General features: G+C 71.8%; 15 protein-coding genes and 1 pseudogene. 4 read left to right on the top strand and 12 right to left on the bottom strand.

The genetic code is table 11. From position 1 onward, the window contains the following. Window positions 1–5: 5 nt before the first annotated feature. The 5 genes from ACH34T_RS20160 to ACH34T_RS20140 all read right to left on the bottom strand — a co-directional run bounded on the left by ACH34T_RS20160 (window position 6) and on the right by ACH34T_RS20140 (window position 9,900). Window positions 6–3,299 (bottom strand): tetratricopeptide repeat protein, encoded by a 3,294-nt coding sequence (locus tag ACH34T_RS20160; RefSeq protein WP_395993703.1) that lies wholly within the window; start codon window positions 3,297–3,299, stop codon window positions 6–8. A gap of 13 nt (window positions 3,300–3,312) precedes the next feature. After that, complete coding sequence (locus ACH34T_RS20155) at window positions 3,313–6,621, bottom strand: protein kinase (RefSeq protein WP_395993702.1); 3,309 nt, start codon at window positions 6,619–6,621, stop codon at window positions 3,313–3,315. A gap of 123 nt (window positions 6,622–6,744) precedes the next feature. After that, window positions 6,745–7,722: a hypothetical protein gene (locus tag ACH34T_RS20150; protein ID WP_395993701.1), complete on the bottom strand. Its 978-nt coding sequence runs from the start codon at window positions 7,720–7,722 to the stop codon at window positions 6,745–6,747. Continuing rightward, entirely contained in the window at window positions 7,719–8,945 is a 1,227-nt protein-coding gene (locus tag ACH34T_RS20145; protein WP_395993700.1) for an MFS transporter, read from the bottom strand. The genes ACH34T_RS20150 and ACH34T_RS20145 overlap by 4 nt, the downstream gene beginning before the upstream one ends. A gap of 49 nt (window positions 8,946–8,994) precedes the next feature. After that, a complete protein-coding gene (locus tag ACH34T_RS20140; protein ID WP_395993699.1) occupies window positions 8,995–9,900 on the bottom strand; it encodes a metallophosphoesterase family protein in 906 nt (301 codons plus the stop codon). A 396-nt stretch (window positions 9,901–10,296) separates the two neighbouring features. Between ACH34T_RS20140 and ACH34T_RS20135 the strand changes: the two genes are divergently transcribed. After that, window positions 10,297–10,527 carry a hypothetical protein gene (locus tag ACH34T_RS20135; RefSeq protein ID WP_395993801.1) on the top strand — a complete coding sequence of 77 codons (231 nt, stop codon included), beginning with the start codon at window positions 10,297–10,299 and terminating at the stop codon, window positions 10,525–10,527. Between the two features lie 121 nt (window positions 10,528–10,648). Here ACH34T_RS20135 and ACH34T_RS20130 read toward each other — a convergent pair whose 3' ends face one another. After that, window positions 10,649–11,155 carry a hydantoinase/oxoprolinase family protein gene (locus tag ACH34T_RS20130; RefSeq protein WP_395993698.1) on the bottom strand — a complete coding sequence of 169 codons (507 nt, stop codon included), beginning with the start codon at window positions 11,153–11,155 and terminating at the stop codon, window positions 10,649–10,651. A gap of 103 nt (window positions 11,156–11,258) precedes the next feature. Then, window positions 11,259–11,591, bottom strand: a pseudogene (locus ACH34T_RS20125) (hydantoinase/oxoprolinase family protein); the annotation flags it as partial. 247 nt (window positions 11,592–11,838) lie between these two features. Here ACH34T_RS20125 and ACH34T_RS20120 point away from each other — a divergent pair. Next, on the top strand, window positions 11,839–12,459 hold the full coding sequence (locus tag ACH34T_RS20120) for a CGNR zinc finger domain-containing protein (RefSeq protein ID WP_395993697.1): 621 nt from the start codon (window positions 11,839–11,841) through the stop codon (window positions 12,457–12,459). Then, window positions 12,456–13,421: a DMT family transporter gene (locus ACH34T_RS20115; RefSeq protein WP_395993696.1), complete on the top strand. Its 966-nt coding sequence runs from the start codon at window positions 12,456–12,458 to the stop codon at window positions 13,419–13,421. The genes ACH34T_RS20120 and ACH34T_RS20115 overlap by 4 nt, the downstream gene beginning before the upstream one ends. Before the next feature lie 175 nt (window positions 13,422–13,596). On the opposite strand, the gene ACH34T_RS20110 is transcribed toward ACH34T_RS20115, so the two are convergent. Further along, window positions 13,597–13,803, bottom strand: a complete 207-nt coding sequence (locus ACH34T_RS20110) for a hypothetical protein (protein ID WP_395993695.1) — start codon at window positions 13,801–13,803, stop codon at window positions 13,597–13,599. A 322-nt stretch (window positions 13,804–14,125) separates the two neighbouring features. On the opposite strand from ACH34T_RS20110, the gene ACH34T_RS20105 reads away from it, so the two are divergent. Continuing rightward, a complete protein-coding gene (locus tag ACH34T_RS20105; RefSeq protein WP_395993694.1) occupies window positions 14,126–15,394 on the top strand; it encodes a tetratricopeptide repeat protein in 1,269 nt (422 codons plus the stop codon). A 139-nt stretch (window positions 15,395–15,533) separates the two neighbouring features. Here ACH34T_RS20105 and ACH34T_RS20100 read toward each other — a convergent pair whose 3' ends face one another. The 4 genes from ACH34T_RS20100 to ACH34T_RS20085 form a co-directional block, all read right to left on the bottom strand. Next, a complete protein-coding gene (locus ACH34T_RS20100) occupies window positions 15,534–15,740 on the bottom strand; it encodes a transposase (RefSeq protein WP_395993800.1) in 207 nt (68 codons plus the stop codon). Between the two features lie 219 nt (window positions 15,741–15,959). Continuing rightward, window positions 15,960–16,157: a transposase gene (locus ACH34T_RS20095; RefSeq protein ID WP_395993799.1), complete on the bottom strand. Its 198-nt coding sequence runs from the start codon at window positions 16,155–16,157 to the stop codon at window positions 15,960–15,962. A gap of 187 nt (window positions 16,158–16,344) precedes the next feature. Beyond that, the gene (locus ACH34T_RS20090) at window positions 16,345–17,799 is read right to left on the bottom strand and encodes a DUF6882 domain-containing protein (RefSeq protein ID WP_395993693.1); all 1,455 of its coding nucleotides are present in this window, start codon (window positions 17,797–17,799) and stop codon (window positions 16,345–16,347) included. An 878-nt stretch (window positions 17,800–18,677) separates the two neighbouring features. Then, window positions 18,678–19,055: a hypothetical protein gene (locus ACH34T_RS20085; RefSeq protein WP_395993692.1), complete on the bottom strand. Its 378-nt coding sequence runs from the start codon at window positions 19,053–19,055 to the stop codon at window positions 18,678–18,680. Window positions 19,056–19,285: the final 230 nt, after the last annotated feature.

Below are 19,285 nucleotides of genomic sequence, written 5' to 3'. Positions count from 1 at the left end.
ACCGGTCAAGCGTCCGGGAACTCGAAGTCCCAGTCGACGTCCCACAGCCGCAGTTCGGTGTCCGAGCTTCCGGACAGGACGCGGGTCCCGCCGGGCGTCGTCGCCACCGACCAGACCCTCATGGAGTGACCGCGGAGGACGCGCAGGCACCGCCCGGTGTCCACGTCCCACAGCCGGACCGTGGCGTCCTCACCGCTGGAGAAGGCGTGCCGGGCGTCCGCGGTGACCGCCACCGACATGACGGTGTCGGTGTGGTCGGTCATGGTGCGCACGCACTCGCCGGTGCTCAACTCCCAAAGCCGCACCGTGTCGTCCCCGGCGGAGAACGCCCGGCGGCCGTCCGGAGTGAACGCCACCGACTGGACCGCGTCGGTGTGCTCGGTGAAGGTCCCCAGGCAGCGGCCGTCCGACAGGTCCCACCACCGCATCGTGCGGTCGAAGCTGCCGGACAGCGCGTACCGGCCGTCGGGCGTCACGGCCGCGGACCACACGCCGCTGGTGTGACCGGTCATGATGCGCAGGCAGTCTCCCGTGTCCAGATCCCACCACCGCAGCGAGCCGTCGTTGCTGCCGGACACCGCGTGCCTGCGGTCGGGGGTCATCGCGACCGCGTGGACACTGTCGGTGTGGCCGGTGAAGGTGCGCACGCATTTCCCTGTCTCCAGGTCCCACCACCGCATCGAACCGTCGTTGCCGCCGGACAGTCCGTACCGGCCGTCGCCGGTGATCGCGACCGAGGGGACGCTGTCGGTGTGACCGGTGAGCCTGCGCAGGCATTCCCCGGTCTCCAGGTCCCAGTACCGCACCGATCTGTCGCCGCTGCCGGAAAGGGCGCGGCGGCCGTCCGGGGTGATCGCCACGGTCGCGACGGGCCTGGTGTGACCGGTCAGGACGCCGCGTTCCCCGGCGTCCTCGAACGCGGTCCGCCGGCCGCCACGGCCGCCCGACCGGCGCCACAGCTCCAGCAGCTCCGGATGCCGCGCCAGCCCGGGGACGGCCCGCGCCCGGCGCAGCTCGGCCGCCGCCCCGGCCACGTCGTCGCCGTCCAGCGACCGGCGAGCCCGCTCCAGCCGGGCCCGGAACTCCGCCGTCCGCGCGGCGAGGTCGGACGCGGCGCGCGGGCGGCAGTGACTCCAGGGCGCGTCGACGCGGTCGCCGAGCTCCCACACCCGGACGGTCTTGTCCAGCGCGTGGCCGCAGGAGACGGCGTGCCGCCCGTCCGGGGTGACCGCCACCGACACGATCGCGTCGGTGTGGCCGGTGAGGGTGCGCAGGCAGCGTCCGCCGGTGAGGTCCCACCACCGGAGGGTCCCGTCGCGTCCGCCCGACACCGCGTACCGGCTGTCGGCGGTGATCGCGACCGAGTGCACCTTGCCGATGTGCCCGGACAGGTGCCACAGCATGCTGCCGATCGACTCGGGGGCCAGGCTCCACAGCTTGACGGACCCCTCGTTGTGCCCGGTCAGGAGGCGGCGGCCGTCCGGGGGGAGCGCCACCGAGTGGAGGTCGCCGGTGAGGGTGGCGACGCACTGCCCGGTGGTCAGGTCCCACACCTGCACCTCGGGCGGATCGCAGGACACCCCGTACCTCACGTCCGGGGTCAGCGCCACCTTCGAGACCGCGCCCTCGTGGCCGGACATCGCGTACAGCCAGCGGCCCGTGCGCGAGTCCCGCAGGCGCACCATCCCGTCCGGGCCGCCGGTCAGGAGGTGTCCCATGTCGGGGGTGATCGCCGCCGAGATGAACCCGCCCTCGAAGGTACTCTCCAGCCGGCCTTCGGCGGGCACCCACACGCACGCCACGCCGTCGACGCTGCAGGTCAGGGCGTGGCAGCCGGTCGGAGTCAGCGACACCGAGGTGACCGCCCTGTCGTGGCCGGACAGGACGTGCACGCAGCGGCCGTCCGACAGGTCCCACCACCGCACCGTCTTGTCGAAGCCGCCGGACAGGACGTGCCGGCCGTCGTCGGTGATCGCCACCGACCAGACCTTCTCGGTGTGGCCCGTGAGCACGTGGTCGCGGCCGGTTCGCCGGCCGGCGGCTTCCCGCGCGGCGGCGGCGATCCCGGGGTCGTCGGGCGCGGCGCGGGCGGCGTCCTCCAGCGCCGCCGCGGCGGCGGCCGTGTCCCCGCGTTCCAGGTGCACCCGGCCCAGCAGGTGGTCGCAGTGCGCCTCGGCTTCGGGGTGGGCGCCGGCGACGGCTTCGAGCCGGTCGATCAGCGTCCGGTCGTCGATGTCGCCCGCTCTCCAGTGCAGCAGGCCGCGGTTGTAGGTCGTGTCCGGGTGCCTTGGGTCGCTTCGTAGCGCGTCCTCCCAGCACCGCTCCGCGTCCTCGCGCCGGCCGAGGTCGACAAAGGACAGGGCCTTGTTGTTCAGGCCGTCCGCGTCGAGCTCGGCCGGTTCGGCGGGCTCGCGCGGGTACGGCCTGCCCAGCTCGGCCTGGTAGGCGTCGATCAGCCGGTCGGCGAGCGGACGCGGGTCGTCCGGGGGCGAGGTGAGGCAGTCGCGCAGCAGCGCCGCCACCGGCTCGGGCATGGCCGGACGTTCCGGCGGCGGCTGCGCCACGTACGCGGCCAGCGCGTCGCCCGCCTGCGAGAGCGTCGGCCAGGTGGCGCGGCCGCTGAACATCTCCAGCACCGCCGCCGCCCATGACCGGACGTCGCCGGCCCGGCCTTCCGCGTCCGCCCGGCGCGCCGGAGCCCCTCCCGGGAGCAGCTTCACGACCCCGCCGGACGTGCGCAGCGCCTTCGCGAGCCTGACGTCCCGATGCGCCAGGCCCGCGTCGTGCGTGGCCCGCAGCGCCCACGCCAGCTGGACGGCCACGTCCAGGACCTCCTCCACGGTCGCGCACCCGCCGGACGACAGCGCGTCCGCGACGCTGCCGCCGTCCGCGTACTCGGCGAAGACCCGGGGCGTCCCGTCGAGCACCCGCACGAAGTGGCAGGCGCACAGGTGCGGATGCGGGGGCAGGCCGAGCCACGCCACCGCCTCGCCGAGGAAGCGCTGCAGGCTCTCCGGGTCGGCGATGTCTCGCGGCTGCGGGCTCTTCACCGCCAGGTCCAGGCCCCACCCCAGATGACGCACCTGGTCCACGACGCCCGACCGCCCGGCGCCGCACCGCTTGCCGATCTCGTACACGCCGTCCACCACGAGTCCGGGGGACCACCGCGCGGGCGGCCCGCCCGGACGCGCCAGGGCCGCCAGCGTCGCCTCGGGCACGGCCGGGAAACGCGGCCCGTCCGGCGCCGTCCCCGCCCGTCGGCCCCGCCACCACCGTTGCATCCGCCCGGCTCCGGTCATTCCGCCTCCATGATCATTCGTAGTCCCAGTCGATCTCCCACACCTGGGCCGCGTGGCCCAGGCCGGCGAACGCCGCGCGGTGTCCGTCCGCGCTCAGCGACACCGACAGCACATGACCGTCGTGCCCGGGGACGATGCGCAGGCAGCGGCCGTCGTCCAAGTCCCACAGCCGTACCGTGCCGTCCAGGCTGCCGGAGAGGGCGTGCCGGGCGTCCCGGGTGATCGCCGCCGACTTCACCCAGCTGGTATGGCCGGTGAAGGTGCGCAGGCAGTGTCCGCCGATCAGGTCCCACCAGCGCAGCGTGTGGTCGTTGCTCGTGGTGAGGGCGCGGCCCGCGTCGGGCGCCAGCGTGATCGAGGTGACCCAGCTGGTGTGGGGCGTGTCGTACTGCTGGAACGTCCCGTCCGCGAGGTTCCAGCCCAGGACGGCGCCGTCGGCGCCGCCCGTCAGCGCGACGCGGGCGTCCGGGGTCACCGCCACCGACGTGACCACGCTGGAGTGGCCGGTGAGGACGTGCAGGCAGCGCCCGGCGGTCAGGTCCCACCAGCGCGCCGTGCGGTCCTCGGCGCCGGTGATGGCGTAGCGGCCGTCGGGGGTCACCGCCACGGCGTTGAGGCTCGCGGTGTGGCCGGTGAGGGTGCGGGACCGTCCGTCGGCCAGGTCCCACACGCGCAGCGTGTCGTCGTAGCTCGCGGTGACGGCCAGGCGGGCGTCGGGGGTCACCGCCACGGCGGACACCGTCCCCGCGTGACCGGCGAGGACGTTCAGGCACTTGCCGCTGCCCAGGTCCCACCAGCGCGCCGTGTGGTCGCCGCTTCCGGTGAGCGCGTGCCGGCCGTCGGGGGTCATCGCCACCGCGGGGACGGTCCCGGAGTGCCCGAGCGCGTGGTCCTGCCGGACGTCCAGGACCATGACCCGCGGCCGTCCCCGGCCGGCCCGCCGCCACAGGTCCGTGAGCTCGGGGTGCCGGGTGAAACCGGAGATCGCCCGCGCCGCGCGGAGCGCGCTGGTGGCGGCGCCGGGGTCCCCGCGGTCGAGCGACCGTCGCGCCTCGTCGATCCGCGACCGGAACTCCGCCGCCCGCTCCGACACGTCGGCGGCGGCCTGCGGACGGCTGTAGACCCACGGCGCCGCGATGCCGGGGGACAGCTCCCACCAGCGCACCGTCGCGTCCAGCCCGCCGGCGATGACCTGCCGGGCGTCGCCGCTCACCGCCACCGACGTGACCGCCTCGCTGGGGCCGGTCATCGTGCGCAGGCAGCGCCCGGTGGCCAGGTCCCACCAGCGCACCGTGTCGTCGAGGCCGCCGGTGACGGCGTGCCGGCCATCGGACGCCACCGCCACCGACACGACCCAGCCGGTGTGGCCGGTGAGGGTGCGCAGGCAGCGTCCGTCCGACAGGTCCCACCAGCGTGCCAGGGCGTTCTCACCGCCGGTCAGCGCGTAGCGGCCGTCAGGGGTGATCGCCACCGCGTGGGCTCCGCCGGTGTGGCCGGTGAGGGTGAGCAGGCGCTGGCCGCCGCCCAGGTCCCAGAAGTGGACGGTGCCGTCCATGGGGTCCCCGGACAGCGCGTATCGGGCGTCCGGGGTCAGCGCCACCGACGTCGTCGCCTTGCGGTGGCCGGTGAGGGTCCCGAGACGGCGGCCCAGGGGCAGATCCCACCGGTGCAGCGTGCCGCCCAAGTCGCCGGTCAGCGCGTGCCGGCCGTCCGGCGTGATCGCCACCGCGGTCACATGGCCGCTGTGGCTCTTGAGTTTCCGCAGGCAGCGGCCGCTGCCGAGATCCCACCACCGGGCCGTGCCGTCGTCGCTCCCGGAAAGCGCGTGCCGGCCGTCCGCGGTGATCGCCACCGCGTCCACGTGGCCCCTGTGGCCTTTCAGGGTGCGCAGGCAGCGGCCCTCGCCGAGATCCCACACGCGGACGGAGTTGTCGTAGCCGCCGGAGACGGCGTAGCGGCCGTCCGGGGTCATGGCCACCGCGGTGACGACCCGCGTGTGCCCGGTCAGCGCGCGCGCCGGGCGGACGCTCTGGTCGGTCGTCGCCGCCCGCAGCGTGGACGCGATCTCCGGGTCGGCGGGCGCCAGCCGGGCGGCCTCGCCCAGCGCCGCCGCCGCGGCGGAGCTGTCGCCGCGCTCCAGATGCACGAGGCCCAGGAGGTACTGGGCCTGCCCGTCGCGGATACCGGCCCCCGCGTCGGCCTCGCGGACGGCTTCGAGCAGGTCCACCAGCCGGCGGTCGGTGATCTTCGCGTCCCGCCACTGCAGGATCCCCCGGTTGAACGTCGCGTTCGAATAGCGCGGGTCGGCGCGGAGCGCCTTCTCCCAGCAGGTCTCCGCGTCGTCCGGCCGGCCGAGGTCGAGCAGCGACAGGGCCTTGTTGTTCAGCCCGCCGGCCAGATGGGCCACCGGCACGCCCTCCTCGCGCGGGTACCTCCGGCCCAGCTCGTCCTCGTACACCGTGCGGAGCCGCTCCGCGACCACGTCCATGCCGGCGGGCCGTCCGGACGGGTCGACGGTGAAGCACTCCCGCAGCAGCGCCGCCACCGCGTCGGGCATCATCGGCCGTCCCGGCGCCGCCCCCTCGGCCAGGTGGGACTCCAGCGCCTCGGCCGCGACCGAGCCCGCCGCCCAGGTGGCCCGTCCGGTGAACAGCTCCAGCACCGACACCGCCCACGACCACTGGTCGCTGGGCTGCCCCGCCGGTCGTCCGGCGAGCTGCTCCGGCGACGCGTACGCGGGCGTCAGCCCGCCCTGGGTGGACGTCGCGTCACCGTCCGCCGGATCCGCTTCGGCGCGGGCCTGCGCCCGGGCCAGCCCGAAGTCGGTGATCTTGGCGGTGCCGTCCGCGGCGAGCAGCACGTTGGCCGGCTTGACGTCCTGATGGACGACCCCCGCCCGATGCGCCGCCAGCAGCCCCGCCGCCATCTGCACGGCCACGTCCAGGATCTCCGCCAGCGCGCCGATCCCGCCGGACCGCAGCGCCTCCGCCACGCTGCCGCCCGGCACGTACTCCGCGAAGATCCGCGGCACCCCGTCGATCATCCGCACGTAGTGGCAGGTGCAGATGTGCGGATGCGGCGGCAGGTCCACCCAGACCTTCGCCTCGTCCAGGAACCCCCGGGCGCCGTCGGGGCCGTCCCACAGCTCCCGGCGCGGGCTCTTGACCGCCAGGTCCTGGCCCCAGCCGAGGTGGCGTACCCGGTCGACCACGCCCATCCCGCCGGCCCCGAGCCGCTCGCCCACCTCGTACAACCCGGCCACCACCCCGCCGGACGACCACCGCCCCGACTCGGGCCCATGCTCCGTCCCCGTCGCGGCCATGGTGTCCCCTCTCGCGTGGCATGCGGGCGCACCCAGCCTGCCAGCCCCGCCGGGGGACCGGTCCCGCCGCCGGCGGTCGCGGAGGCGATCGGACGTTCGACACCCGGGCTCCGGGCCCGGGCGTCACGGGATCGGCGACACCGAACTGGCGTTGTCGAGCAGGAGCCGCGGCTTCCCGGGCGCGGACGCCGGGACGGCCCACGTCTGGTTCGTGCCGTCGTTGAGCTGAAGCGTGTAGGCGATGGTGCGGTCGTCCAGCCAGACGGGCTGGTCGTCGACGCTGCGGGTCTCGCCGAGCGGAGCGGTCTTCAACGTGGCGAGGTCGAGCGTCGACAGGCGCCAGCCGCGCTTCGGGTCGCCGGCGATCGCGGACTTGAAGGCCAGGCGGGTGCCGTCCGGTGACAGGGACGGGCATTCGACGCCGGGCGCGAGCGTCCGGACCGTCCGGGCCGCGAAGTCCCCCTGGACGAGGTACCGCCCCCCGCCCGTGGACAGCGTCGCGTAGAACCGGTTGTCGTCGGCGGCGAACGTGACGCCCCAGAAGTTGACGTCCCGGTTCCGGTACGGGGCGCCGTCCTTGGTGATCGCGAAGTCCTCCAGGGACGTGACGAGGCGTCCCGTCCGTGTGTCGAGGATGCCCGCCCGGGTGGAGAATCCCGTGGTCGCGTAGCTGTGGCCGTCGATGAAGAGCGTCCAGGCGACCATCCGCCCGGAGGCCGACACCCGTAGCCGGTTGGGGAATCCGGTGAGCGGGACGCGCCGCCGCTGGTGCAGCCCGGCGTCCATGACGACCAGCGCGCCCGCGCTCAGCGCGCCGACCGGGCGCAGGCAGGCGACCGTACCGGCGGCGGCGTAGGCCCGGTCGCACTCCACCGACGTCACCCGCCGCGATCCCGGCGGGGCGGTGTAGGACAGCCGGCCGTTGGTGAGGAGCTGGAGCCGCCGGCCGTCGGCGGTCCCGCCGCCGGCGGTCCCGCCGCCGGAGGTCCGGCCCTCGGCGGGCGCGGGTTCGGCGCCGTGCGACACCGTGTAGGCGACGGCCACGGCGGCGAGCAGCACGGCCGTGGCCGTCAGGATGATGACGCGGGAGCGCGCGTTCACGGTGTGGCCCTTTCTGACGGACGGAGAACGACGGCGGTCCCGGCGAGGGCGATGACGCTGACGACGGCGGCGGCGAGCAGCGCGGGACGCGTGCCCCACACCTGCCACGCCACCCCGAACAGCACCGACGAGATCAGGTAGGCCAGCGCCTGCCCGCTCTGCACGAGCGCGATGCCGGTCGTCCGCAGGCCCGCCGGGAGCAGCGGCCCGGCGAGCGCCATCAGCCCGCCGTCGGTCGCGGCGTAGAACGTCCCGTGCAGGACGACGACGGCGCCGACGAGCCAGAGCCCGCCGCCGGACGCGAGACCGAGCAGCAGGTAGGTGGCGGTGAGCGTCAGGTAGCCGCCGAGCACGACGGGGAGCCGTCCGGCCCGGTCGGCGAGCAGGCCGAGGGGCGTGGCGAGCAGCAGGTAGACGCCGCTGGTGGCGACGGCCAGCAGCGGGAACCAGCCGAGCGCCAGGTCCGCGCGCTCGGCGACCAGCAGGTAGGTGAAGCCGTCCCCGATGGTGGCCAGCCCGAGCAGGAACGAGGCGGGGACCAGCCGCCGGGCGGCGGGCCCGCGCAGCAGTTCCCGCCAGCGCAGCGCCTCGCGGGGCGGCCTCGGTCCCGGCGTGTCGCGGACGAACAGCACGAGCACCATGACGCCGAGGAGCGCGACGCAGAAACTCGTCATGATGACCGAGTCGTAGGAGCCGGGCGCGGCGGCGAGGACGGCGAGCGCGACGAGCGGACCGGCGAACGCCCCGGCGGCGTCCATCGTCCGGTGGACGCCGAACGCCCGGCCGAGCCTGTCGGGGGGCGTGGACAGGGTGATGAGGGCGTCCCGCGGCGCGGTGCGCAGGCCCTTGCCCGCGCGGTCCGCGGTGATGGCCAGGCCGATCCCGACGCCGGAGCCCGCCGCGGCGAGCAGGCCGAGCTTCGCGGCGGCGGACGCGCCGTACCCGGCCAGCGCCACCGGCTTGCGCCGGTCGACGCGGTCGGCCGTGTACCCGCCGGCGAGGCGGAGCAGGACGGTCGCGCCGGTGTAGAGCCCGTCGATCGCCCCGTAGGCCGCCGGGCTGAACTGGAGCCCGACCACCAGGTAGAGCGGCAGGATCGCGGTGACCATCTCGGCGGAGACGTCCGTGATCAGGCTGACGGCGCCGAGCGCGACCACGTTGGCCGCGACGGGGCCCGCGCGGCGGCCGCCCGCGGCCGGGCGGGTGAGGGTGGAAAGGTACACGCCGGCTCCTTGGGTGGGCCCGGCGCATCGCGGCGCCGGGCCCGGGACGTCAGTGGCAGTTGGTGGTGCCGCTGTCGGCGTAGGTCTTTCCGGCCTGCGGGACGAACTGCCAGCTGTAGCTGCCGGCGTGCAGCGTCAGCTTGAGGACGCCGTAGGTGTCGCTGTTGCGGGCCTGGCTGTTCGGCCGGATCGTGCCGAACGAGTAGTGGCTCGCCCCGCCCATCCCGGCGACGAACTGGCGGATGCCGCGCGCGGAGTCGGCGCCGCCGCTGGGGTTCTGCGGCGCGAACCGCTCGTACTGGTGGTTGTGGCCGGCGACGATGACGTCGGCGTTGTTGTCGTAGAGCGCCTGCACCAGCGGGGCCACGGCGGTGTTCGGGGAGTGGTTGGCGCCGGACGTCCACCGCGGGTGGTGCCAGTAGGCGACGGTGCACGCCCTCGGGTTGGCGGCGAGGTCGGCTCGCAGCCACCGCTCCTGCGCGCCGCCCGCCGCGCAGCCGCCGCTGATCGACCCGCAGTTCGAGTTGAGCGCGACGACGTGCCAGTTGGCGCCGATGTTGTAAGAGTAGTAGCCCTTGCCCGGTTCGCCCGCGGCGGAGCCGAAGTACCCGTAGTAGCCGCTGGCCCCGGACGTGTTGTAGTCGTGGTTGCCGGGCGAGGGCCGGGTGCGCGCCTTGTGCCGTCCCCACGTCGGGTTGTAGTAGGTGTTGAACTCGCTGGCCGTGCCGTTGCTGTAGACGTTGTCGCCGGCGGTGAAGACCGTCCCGGCGATGTTGTCGAGCAGCGCCGCGGTGGCGGTGTCGCCGCTGCCGGAGTTGCTGATGTCGCCGGCGCCGACGAGGACCGGGTCGGCCGCCGCCGAGGCCGCGCCGCCGGGCAGCGCGAGCGCCGTGATCGAGGCGGCGCCGAGAACGCCCGTGAGGGCGATCGCGACCGTGCTCCTGCGTGGGGTCATGTCCACTCCCTTTGCGGTGGAATTGGGCGCTCCGGACGGTAATTTCGCCGCTACACCTCCCGGGGGTGCTCTGGCGAGCGGACGCCATCCAGTGGATGAATGACGCTGGAGAACGAAGATCCGTAAAAAGCGAGAGTCAGTGATTGGGGCACCCCGCCGCCGGATAACCCCCGAACCGGAAATTGGAAAAGCCTGATTTCCGAGACGATTTCCAGATGGCGGAATGAACCATTTCCATGGCGTCCGGTTCCCCCCACGCCAGGACGGGTTTTGGCACGAGGCTCTTCACTCCGTCGCCGGAGGTCCCCGCGCTTCTGGATCAGCCGACTCCGGCGGTGAGGCCCGTGTGGAAGGCGGTGTCGGTCACGGCGTCTCGTCCTCTACACCGACGGCGCGATCGAGACGCGCGACGAGCGCGGTCTCGCCTACCCCTTCGAGCAGCGGGTCGCGGACCTGCTGACCGCTGATTCCGGAGAACTCCTCGATCGGTTGCTCGACGAGTTGGGGACGCACCCCGCCGGTCAGGACCACGACGACATAGCGCTGCTGATCCTCGAACACGACAAGCCGGCCCCCACCGGCACACCGGGCGCCGAGCAGGTGAACGCCAAGCCAGGCAGCCGCTGAGCGCCGGATGACCTCGAAGGTGACGGGGTCGATGCCGGTGGCGGTGATGGTCACGCCTCCTCCTCGCAGTTGATGACGACGTTGTTGTGGCGGTCGACCGCGCAGGACTGCGACGGCCCGATCACCACCGTGGTCCCGGCGAAAGGGTCGCCGGGCCGTGCAGCGCGGCGCCCGCGCCGAGCCCCTCGCCGCAATAGACCCGGGCCGGGACCCGGCTGATCTCCGGGAAGTGCACGGCGCGCTCGCCGAGGAAGGCCGCGGCCGGGTCGTCGGCGCCGGGCGGCGTCCGAAGCACCTCCGTGGTCTGCACCGCCCGGTATCGGGCGGACGTGATTGCCCGGTACGCCGAATGCACCGTCGATGTCGGCGGGACGACCAGCGCCGAAATCCCGGCCGCCTCCGTGTAGGCGTAGGCGTGCGTCGGCCCGGCCCCGCCGTACGCGTACACGACGAAGTCCCGCGGATCGTGCCCCTGCTCGATGGTCACCTTGCGCAGCAGGTCGGGCATCTGGTTGTCGGCGACGCGGCGGATCCCGGCGGCGGCCTCCTCCACGGTGAGCCGAGCGGCCCGGCGATGTGCTCGCGGATCGCCTTCTCCGCGAGGGAGCGGTCCAGCGATCGCCGTCATCTTGATGCGCGGCAGCGCCGGGTGGAGGTCGCAGACCCTCGCCGGACCGTTCCACCACCGGCTTGCCGTCGGTGATCAGGCCCACATCGAAGCTCGTGCCGCCCATGTCCGAGGTGATCACGTTCGGGTGGCCGAGGCGGCCGGCGAGCGCGGCCGAGGCCAGCACCCCGCCTGCCGGGCCGGAGGTCAGCATGGACGCCGAACGCCGCGCCGCGTCGGAGGCCCGCATCGTGCCGCCGCCCGAGTCCATGATCGAGAAGTCGCCGGCGAACCCGGCCGCGCGAAGCCGTCCCTCCAGGTTCGCGACAAGCAGGGTGTCGGCGAAGCCGCGGGTCGTCAGCAGCGCGGTCGGCGCGCCCTTCCGTTCGATCAGCGCGTTCGTCGCGGCCGCCGTGCCGTGCGCGAAGTACACGGTGGCCGCGCACAGCTCCGGCATGCCCAGCCCGTAGGACTCGGCGGCGAGCCGCAACGTGTTGAGGACGCCCTCGGAACGGTCTGCCCACGAAGACCCGCGCCGGGAAGTCCGATCGATTGTCCACGCTGCCCTCACGGGAATTGCCGTCCGGTCCGTCGACCCCGCGAAGCACCTGGACGCCTGACCGGCCAGCGCGGCTGTGGCCAGGGTCTGGGCGGGGCGCTCCATCGACGTTGATGTAATGGGTTTAAGGCGTTACATTGCGACAATGGTGGATTCTTCGCCGCCGCGTACCCGGCCCGGTACCGCTGAGGGGGCCGGGTTCCGGTTCCGGGCCGGGCGGTCCAGCCTGGATCTGTGCTCGACCCTGCTGTGGCGGCATCGCAGCCCGGTGGAGTTGCTACGCCGGCCAGAGGACGTGTCCCGATGGCTGGTGGAGGCGGGACTGTGCCCGGTCGGCTGCGTCGCCGGCGATGCGGATCTGCGTCGTGCGCGGGGGCTGCGGGAGGTGATCTACCGGCTCGTACGCGCCCAGGTGGAAGGCACCGGGTTGACGGGCCCGGACGTGGCCCGGCTCAATGCCGCCGCCGCGGCCGCGGTACGTGTTCCCCGGCTGACCACGGGTGGGCGGGTCGAGTGGGTCGCAGATGCGCCGATGCCGGCGGCGTTCGCTGAGGTGGCGCGGGACTGCATCGACTTGCTGACCGGGCCGCTGGCCGGGCGCCTGCACGAGTGCGCCGCGCCGGATTGCGCGTTCTTGTTCGTGGACACCTCCCGTGCGGGCAAGCGGCGGTGGTGTGCGATGAATCGGTGCGGTAATCGCCAGCGCGTCCGCGACCACCGGGCGCGTACCGGCGGTTTGGGGCGACGCGCCGAGGATCCGGCATGAGCGCGGGAGGGGGACCGGCGACCTCTTCGGGTAGGGGCGGGTGGAGAGCGGGGTTGCTGTTCGGTGGTGTGGGGATGGTGTGCTTCAGCGGCACGGCCCCGGCCACCCGGGTGGCGGTGCCGGTGTTCGGGGCGGCGACCGTTACCTGCGCCCGGATCGTGATCGCCGCCGTGCTGGGCGCGGTGACGCTGGCGGCCACGGGCCGGCTTCGGTGGCCGGGCCATCGTGACGTCGGCGGGTTGCTGGTGATGGGGATAGGTCTGGCGGTCGGCTATCCGCTGTTTCTGGCCCTGGCCGTTGATCGGGTTCCGGCCTACCACGGTGCCGTGGTGATCGGGTTGACTCCCGCCGCGACCGCGGCGATCGCCGCCGTCCGCGCGGCCGAGCGGCCGGGGTCGCGGTTTTGGCTCGCCAGCGTTGTCGGCCTTGTCACGGTGGTCGTCTTCGCGCTCGGGCAGAGCGGCGGCGGGCTGCAGCTCGCCGACGCCTTGCTGGCCGCCGCGGTGGTGAGCTGCGCGATCGGGTATGTCGAGGGTGCCCGCACGGCGCGGCGGATCGGCGCGGTCTCCGCCCTGTGCTGGGCGATGATCCTTCTGCTGCCCGTGGCCGGCCCTTTCTTGGCCTGGCTGGCGACCCGCGACTACCCGCCGGTTCCGGCATCGGCGTGGGCCGGCCTCGGCTACGCGGGCGTGGCGAGCATGTTCGCTGGATCGCTGGCCTGGTACCACGGGCTGAGCACCGGCGGAACCGCGCGCATCGGCCAGCTCAACCTCGCTCAACCGTTCCTGGCCATTGTGTGGTCCGCCGTTCTTGTCGGCGAGCACATCACCTGGGCCGTCCCCGCCACCGCCGCCGTGATCGTGGCCTGCATGGCCGTCTGCATCACCTCGCCGTCTCCCACACCGCCCTCAACGCACGCCCTGCCTGACAGGACGCGAATCACGGGCGACGAATCCCCGTGATCGCAGTGACGCGCGTCGCCGATGCCCCCGCCGCGCGAATGTGCGCGTGCCTCGCCAGGTCACCGACCGCTACGCACCGTGGGCACCTCCCACGAAGCCCGCCAGAGCCGTTTGAGTGCTGGTTGGCGGACAGCGAATGTGCCGGTTCGCAAGGACGCGCAAAGGGCTGGGCAGCTCAGCCGGATTCTGCGAGCAGGTGAACGACGCCGGCCGGGTTCCTGATCCAGTGGATTCTGGATTCGAGGTTCTCCGGCGGTTCGATCTCGTCACACGGATGGATGCCGGCGCCGGCCAGTTTGGCCGTGGCCGCGTCCAGGTCATCGGTGTGGAGCTGCAACCACAGGTCGGGCTGGCTGTAGTTGTCGACGCAGTCCAGGTGCAACGTGTTGGTCGGTGCGACCAGAACGGCGAGGACAGAGGGCAGGCCGGTCGACGTCTGTGCGCCTGCTGACCTGCGGTAGACAGCCGTTTCGCGCCCGGCCGTAGCTTCGTGAGTCCTGGGCCTAGATGGGGTGTATCGCGGGCGTATCGAAAAACACATATGCCACGGCAACAGTTCTCCGTCTTGGGTGTGAAGGTATGGGCCCACAGCGGTCCGTGCCGAGGCATAGTGCCGCGGCTTCGAAGGCGACCGCGAAAAGGGGAAGGCCATCGCCGAGGACGGAGAATGGGGCCGGCGTTCGCTGCTGCGGGGCGCCGCCGCGGTGGCCGGCGTGGTGGCCGGTGCCGCCGCGGTCGCACCACTGCTGGGTAAGACGGCCACGGCTCACGCCGGCAGCGGTGACGCGGACACGTTGTTCCAGGCCGGAAAGTTCGAGCGAGCCGGTCGCATGTACGAGGAGATCCTGAAAAAGGACCCTGAGAACGTACACGCCGCGCGCCAGCGCGGCTATGTGGGACTCCTGGGCAACCAGTTCCCCGACGCCGAAAAATACCTCACCATGGCCCTGAACCTGGCACCCGACGACAAACAGACCAACCGGTTCCTGGCCGACTGCTACACCCGGCAGGACAAGCTCTCCCTGGCCGCACCCCGCTGGCAGGCAGCAGGCGAGGAAGCCTACGCCAAACAGTTCACGGCGATCCGCGGCACGCCGTATCAGATCCACGGCGACGTCGCGCGGTTGCCATGGCAGCAGACGGACCCGTTTCCGCTGGTGGAAGCCTCGATCAATGGCGGACCGCCGAAGAGCTTCACGTTCTACACCCACATCGACGCATTGGGCGTGTCCGCGAAACTCGCCAAGGAGACCGGGCTGAGCGCCGTGGCCAAGCAAAAGATCGAGGCCTACGGCGACATCATCTGGCTGTACTACGGAGTGCTGGAATCCTTCAAGCTGGGCGGCATCGAACTGCGCAACATCCCGGTGGGATGGTCAGAGCGGGAGTCGGGCGGAGAGATCGCCCCCGAGGCCCACGACGGCATGATCGGCACGTGGATCTTCTACCACCTGCTGCCCACCTTCGACTACGCGGGCCAGTCACTGATCCTGCGCCGCCGCACCCCCGAAACGGCCCGGAGGGCACGCGCCGACGCCGCACGCGCGGGTGCCAAGCCGCTGCCGTTGTGGCTGGCCAATGACCACCTGCTGTACACCGAGGGCAGCGTCGCCGACGCCGCCGCCTCCGACACCGGGGTGGTGTCGCTGAACATCGGCGGAACCGGCGAACAAGTCGCGGGCATCTCCGAGGAAACGGCCAAGCGGTTGGGGGTCCGCATCGACTACGACCGCCCCTTCGCCTCCTTTGCCGGAGGCCAGCCCGTCCTCGCCTACCCCTGCTACCCCCAGGAAGTCCGCCTCGGCGACGTCACCGCCAAGGGCGTCTACTGCTACGCAGGCGGAAAGAACACGCTCGGCAGCGAAGGATTCTACAAACTGGCCGGCTTCGACCACGCCTTCCACAAACCCACCAACATCACCCTCGACTTCACCGACATGAACACCTACATCGCCCGCGGCAAAGCCACCTGATCGCCGCAGTCGCACGGCCCCAGCCCGGAACCACCTCGGAGTCCACCGGGTTTGTTGAGTGATGTGTATCTGGCCTCCGGGCTGGAGAGCTTGTAACTTCAGGTGTGAGAAGAATTTGCAGGTAGAAGGCCGGTTTGCGTTACCTGATTCGCCCTGGATGGGCTACGGCGAGCTCGTTGAGTGCTTCGCGCCAGCCTGCGACGTGTTGTCCTTCGACGAGCCGGACGTGCTGGAAGGCGTGCTTGGCCACCGCGGCGGCGTCCCGGCGCGCCACCGGCCGCAGCGCGTTGCGGATCAGGTGAACCACACAGGTCTGCACTACCGTGGCGGGGAACGCGGCGGCGATGGCGTCCTCGAAGCCGTCGAGGCCGTCGCAGCAGGCGATCAGAATGCGCGGACCCCGCGGTCGCGCAGGCCGGCCATCACGCTGGCCCAGAACCGGGCGCTCTCGCCCGCGGTGGCCGACCCGGCCGGGGTGCGCGCGAGCCAGATGCCCAGCACGTGCTTCTTCCCGTCGGCTCCCCGTCGGCATCGACGCCGACGGCGATGCAGGCGGCCTTGTTGGTCACCACATCGTTGTCGCGGACTTTGCCACGATCGCGTTCAGGAACACCACGGCGTAGGTCGAATCCAGTGGCCGGGTCTGCCAGGCGCGGGCCTCGTCCATCACCTGGTCGGTGATCCGCGAGACCTGCTCGTGCGACAACTCGGTGCCGTACACCTGCTTGAACCGACCAGGAACGGCGCGGGGCGCAGCCCGTATTTGGCGGCGAGATGGCCGGTGCCCATCGCGGCCGCGGCCTCCGGGTCGGCGGGTGGCGAACTGGGCAGGAAGCGGATCGACCGAGGCCAGTGTGACGGGTAATCCATATTCTCCTGTCGTAGTGGAGCTGCCCGACGCGGGTGATCTGCCTGTTGACCGGTTGCTGAGCGTAGTCGATCTTCCCGGTCTAGCCGAGTGCGCCGTGCATGCCCCATGTGGCGTGGTTGATCGTGCCGTCGTGGCTGAAGTTGACGCGCACCTCGTTCAGGCCGCGCAACCCAATGAGCATCTGTGGTTCACACGCATGTATCGGTGCGATGCCGTAAGCCTCGAAATAGTCGACGACCATGGCCCGCATCGTCGCGTACCGGTCCTGGTGAGGGGTCAGTTCTTGCAGGAAGTTGGCCGCGGAGACAATGACGTCGCAGATGATGTCCAATTCACTGGCGGGCTCGGGGACGCGGGGGTCGATGACGGCGACGAAGCGATGGTCGCCTTCCGCGGTGGGGATGCGCACCAGTCCCCGGGCCCGCCCCAGGTGGATCGCCGAGCGGGCCAGGAACACCGCGACGAAGATCTGGACCTCACTATCGGGCAGGACTACCTGATCGGCGGCCAGGGCGTCAGCGCCGTACTCGCGCGCTGCCGAGCGCACGCGCGCCACCCCGTCCCACTCGCTGTCACTCCAGTGCCAGGTGCCGGTGCCGGGACGGTAGATGCCGATCTCGCGCGCGCGTGCGGTGAGCACATCCCCGTAGCGGACGACACCGGCCTCCCACACCGGCAAGGCCTGCGGATCCCAGCCCAGGCCCTTCAAGTGATCGCCGAGGGCGACCGCACCCCGATCCAGCGCCGCCGCCGCCCTGCGGGCCAGCTCGGCGAATAGGCCCGCGGGGATGAACGTGGCGGCCGCAGGGTCGGTGCCGGGCGGGACGTGCCTGGGTGCGGGGATGACCGGACCGTCCGGGCCAGTGACGACGACCTCGCTGATTCGTCCATGTTCGACGCGGACCAGAGCCTGATGGTGTCCGGGCAGGTCCAGTTCCAGACCCGCGGTAACGGGCCGCGCAGCCAAGCGGTGATGCGCGGCGTATCCATTGATCACCCCTTCCACGTTCGCCCCGGGCAGCATCTGGGCGCCGGTCTGCAGCGTCTCGGCGAGGCCGGCCGGGTCGGGCCGGGCAGCCGGGAGACGAGGGTCATCGGTGACCAGAAAGGTCAGGGACCTGCCGCCGTGAGAGAAATCGGCCGCGCCCCGGGAACCCAGTAGCCCCATGGCGATGACGCCGAGGTGCCTGGCGGCCAGGCGGGGATCGGGGAAACGGGTGAGGTCAACCATCGCATCGGTCAATTCCGGGACCGTGTGGCGCTGACCTATCTCCCTGAGCCGCACGGGACCAGTGATCGCCGATGTTGAGGCCAGGGCCTGCTCGGCCCACCCCCACTGGAAGGTGCCATCCTCGGCATAGGTTCCCAGCAGATCCGCGCGGAGCTCCAGATCACCGAACCGGGCCGTTCCCACGGCAGCGTCATAGCCAACCTCCCCAAGGGGGAGGACCGAATAGAACGTATCCAACTGCTCGACCACCCACCCGAGGTGAGGAAAGGCAAGATTGAGCAGAGCATCACTGAAAGTCTCCATCGCGGAAGCCTAGAGCAGGCCAGGCCCCCGAATCCTCAGCCGGTTTGATCACACGGTCGGGGCCTTGGCGACGCCGGGCGGCCGGACCCCGATGGCATCGCCATCCGCACGCGATCCCGCAGTAAGGTCCAGGCGCGTGTCCATGTCGAGGGAAGCGGCCGTAGAGAGTTAATGGGTGCCCAGAACAGCGGAGACAGGACGCGCCGGTCCTGCTCGGTGAGCGTGTCGGCCCACTTCGGGTTCGCGCAGGACGGTCTGCAGTGCCCTGTCTGGAGCGTCAACGCTCGGTGGTGCGCTGAACCTCCCGGGCCGCGTCTTTGGCCTTCTCGCTGGCGCCGTTGAAAGCTCCTCAGCCGGTGCGGCGGCGCCCACGGCGGTGCCGTTCCGCTTGCTGATGGATTTTCGCCTCGGTTGCCAGGAGCGTGGCCTCGGCGCGTCGACCCGCATCCTGGCGTGCATCTCCCGGAAGGTCGACACGCGGCGTCGCGCTGGCGGCGACGGCCTCGCGTCGCGCTGTCTCGTCCTCCGTCGCCAGAAACGCTTCAGCAGTCCCATCGCTCGCTCCTTCCGCAGCGTACGACCATGTGCCCCTTACGGGACAATCCGTGCGCGAGTGTGCTGACGTGGGGACGTCGCCAGGTCTCTTTGAGCGTCTTGTGGAGCAGGTTCAGCCTTTCGCCTGTTTCTGCGAGGACATGCCCTCTACCTGCAACTCGTCGAGGTCGCCGAGTGTGATGAAGCCGCTGCCGCCCGCTCTGAACAATGTAGTTATTGCTTTCTTGGTCCCTGGGAAAAAGGTGACGTGCGAACGGGAAAGCCCGTCCCGCAACCGCGGGGTGGTTGCGGGACGGGAAACGGGTCGGTGCGGTCCTGGCAGATCAGGTCTGCTTGACGACCGGCTTGGCCTTGCTGCCGGCGGTCTCGAACTTGAGCTGGGTCTTGTTGCTCACCACCGACTTGTCGGCCGAGCCGCCACCCTTGACGATCACGCTGACACTGACCGCGGTGCCCTTCGGCGGGGACACTGTGAACGTTTTGGTCTGGCCCTTGCCGACGTTGTCAGCGCATCGGGCCTCAAGGATGTCGCCGACGCAGATCGCGGCGGTGTAGTTGCCCTTCTGCGCGACGTTGACAGTGACCTTGGCGGGTGCGGCGGCGTTGGCCGAGGAGGCCGTTCCGAGTCCGATGGCTCCGGCGGCGCCGAGGAAGGCGGCGGCGGTGACGATTCGGCGGGCCGGGTAACTGCTTGCGGACATTTCTTCTCCCTGGTCTCTGGAATGCCGAAGATCGCGGTCTCCGTGCGACCTTCGTGCGACCTGGGGTACGAGGACTCCGATCAATCGGGTTCAGTTTCATAGCCCTTTTTTGTAATCGGCGACGTTTGTCAATCGGCCGCCGAGAATTGTCACGTTCCGTGCCACGCGACGCCGCGTGACTGGTGCGACCAGGCGAGTCGGCCGTGCTCTTTGTGGTTGCCGCTGAAGAA

This window comes from Actinomadura sp. 9N215 (assembly GCF_044326345.1).
Taxonomy (GTDB): domain Bacteria; phylum Actinomycetota; class Actinomycetes; order Streptosporangiales; family Streptosporangiaceae; genus Spirillospora.
The sequence above is the reverse complement of the archived record's forward strand: the minus strand, read 5'-3'. Positions and strand labels throughout refer to the sequence as shown.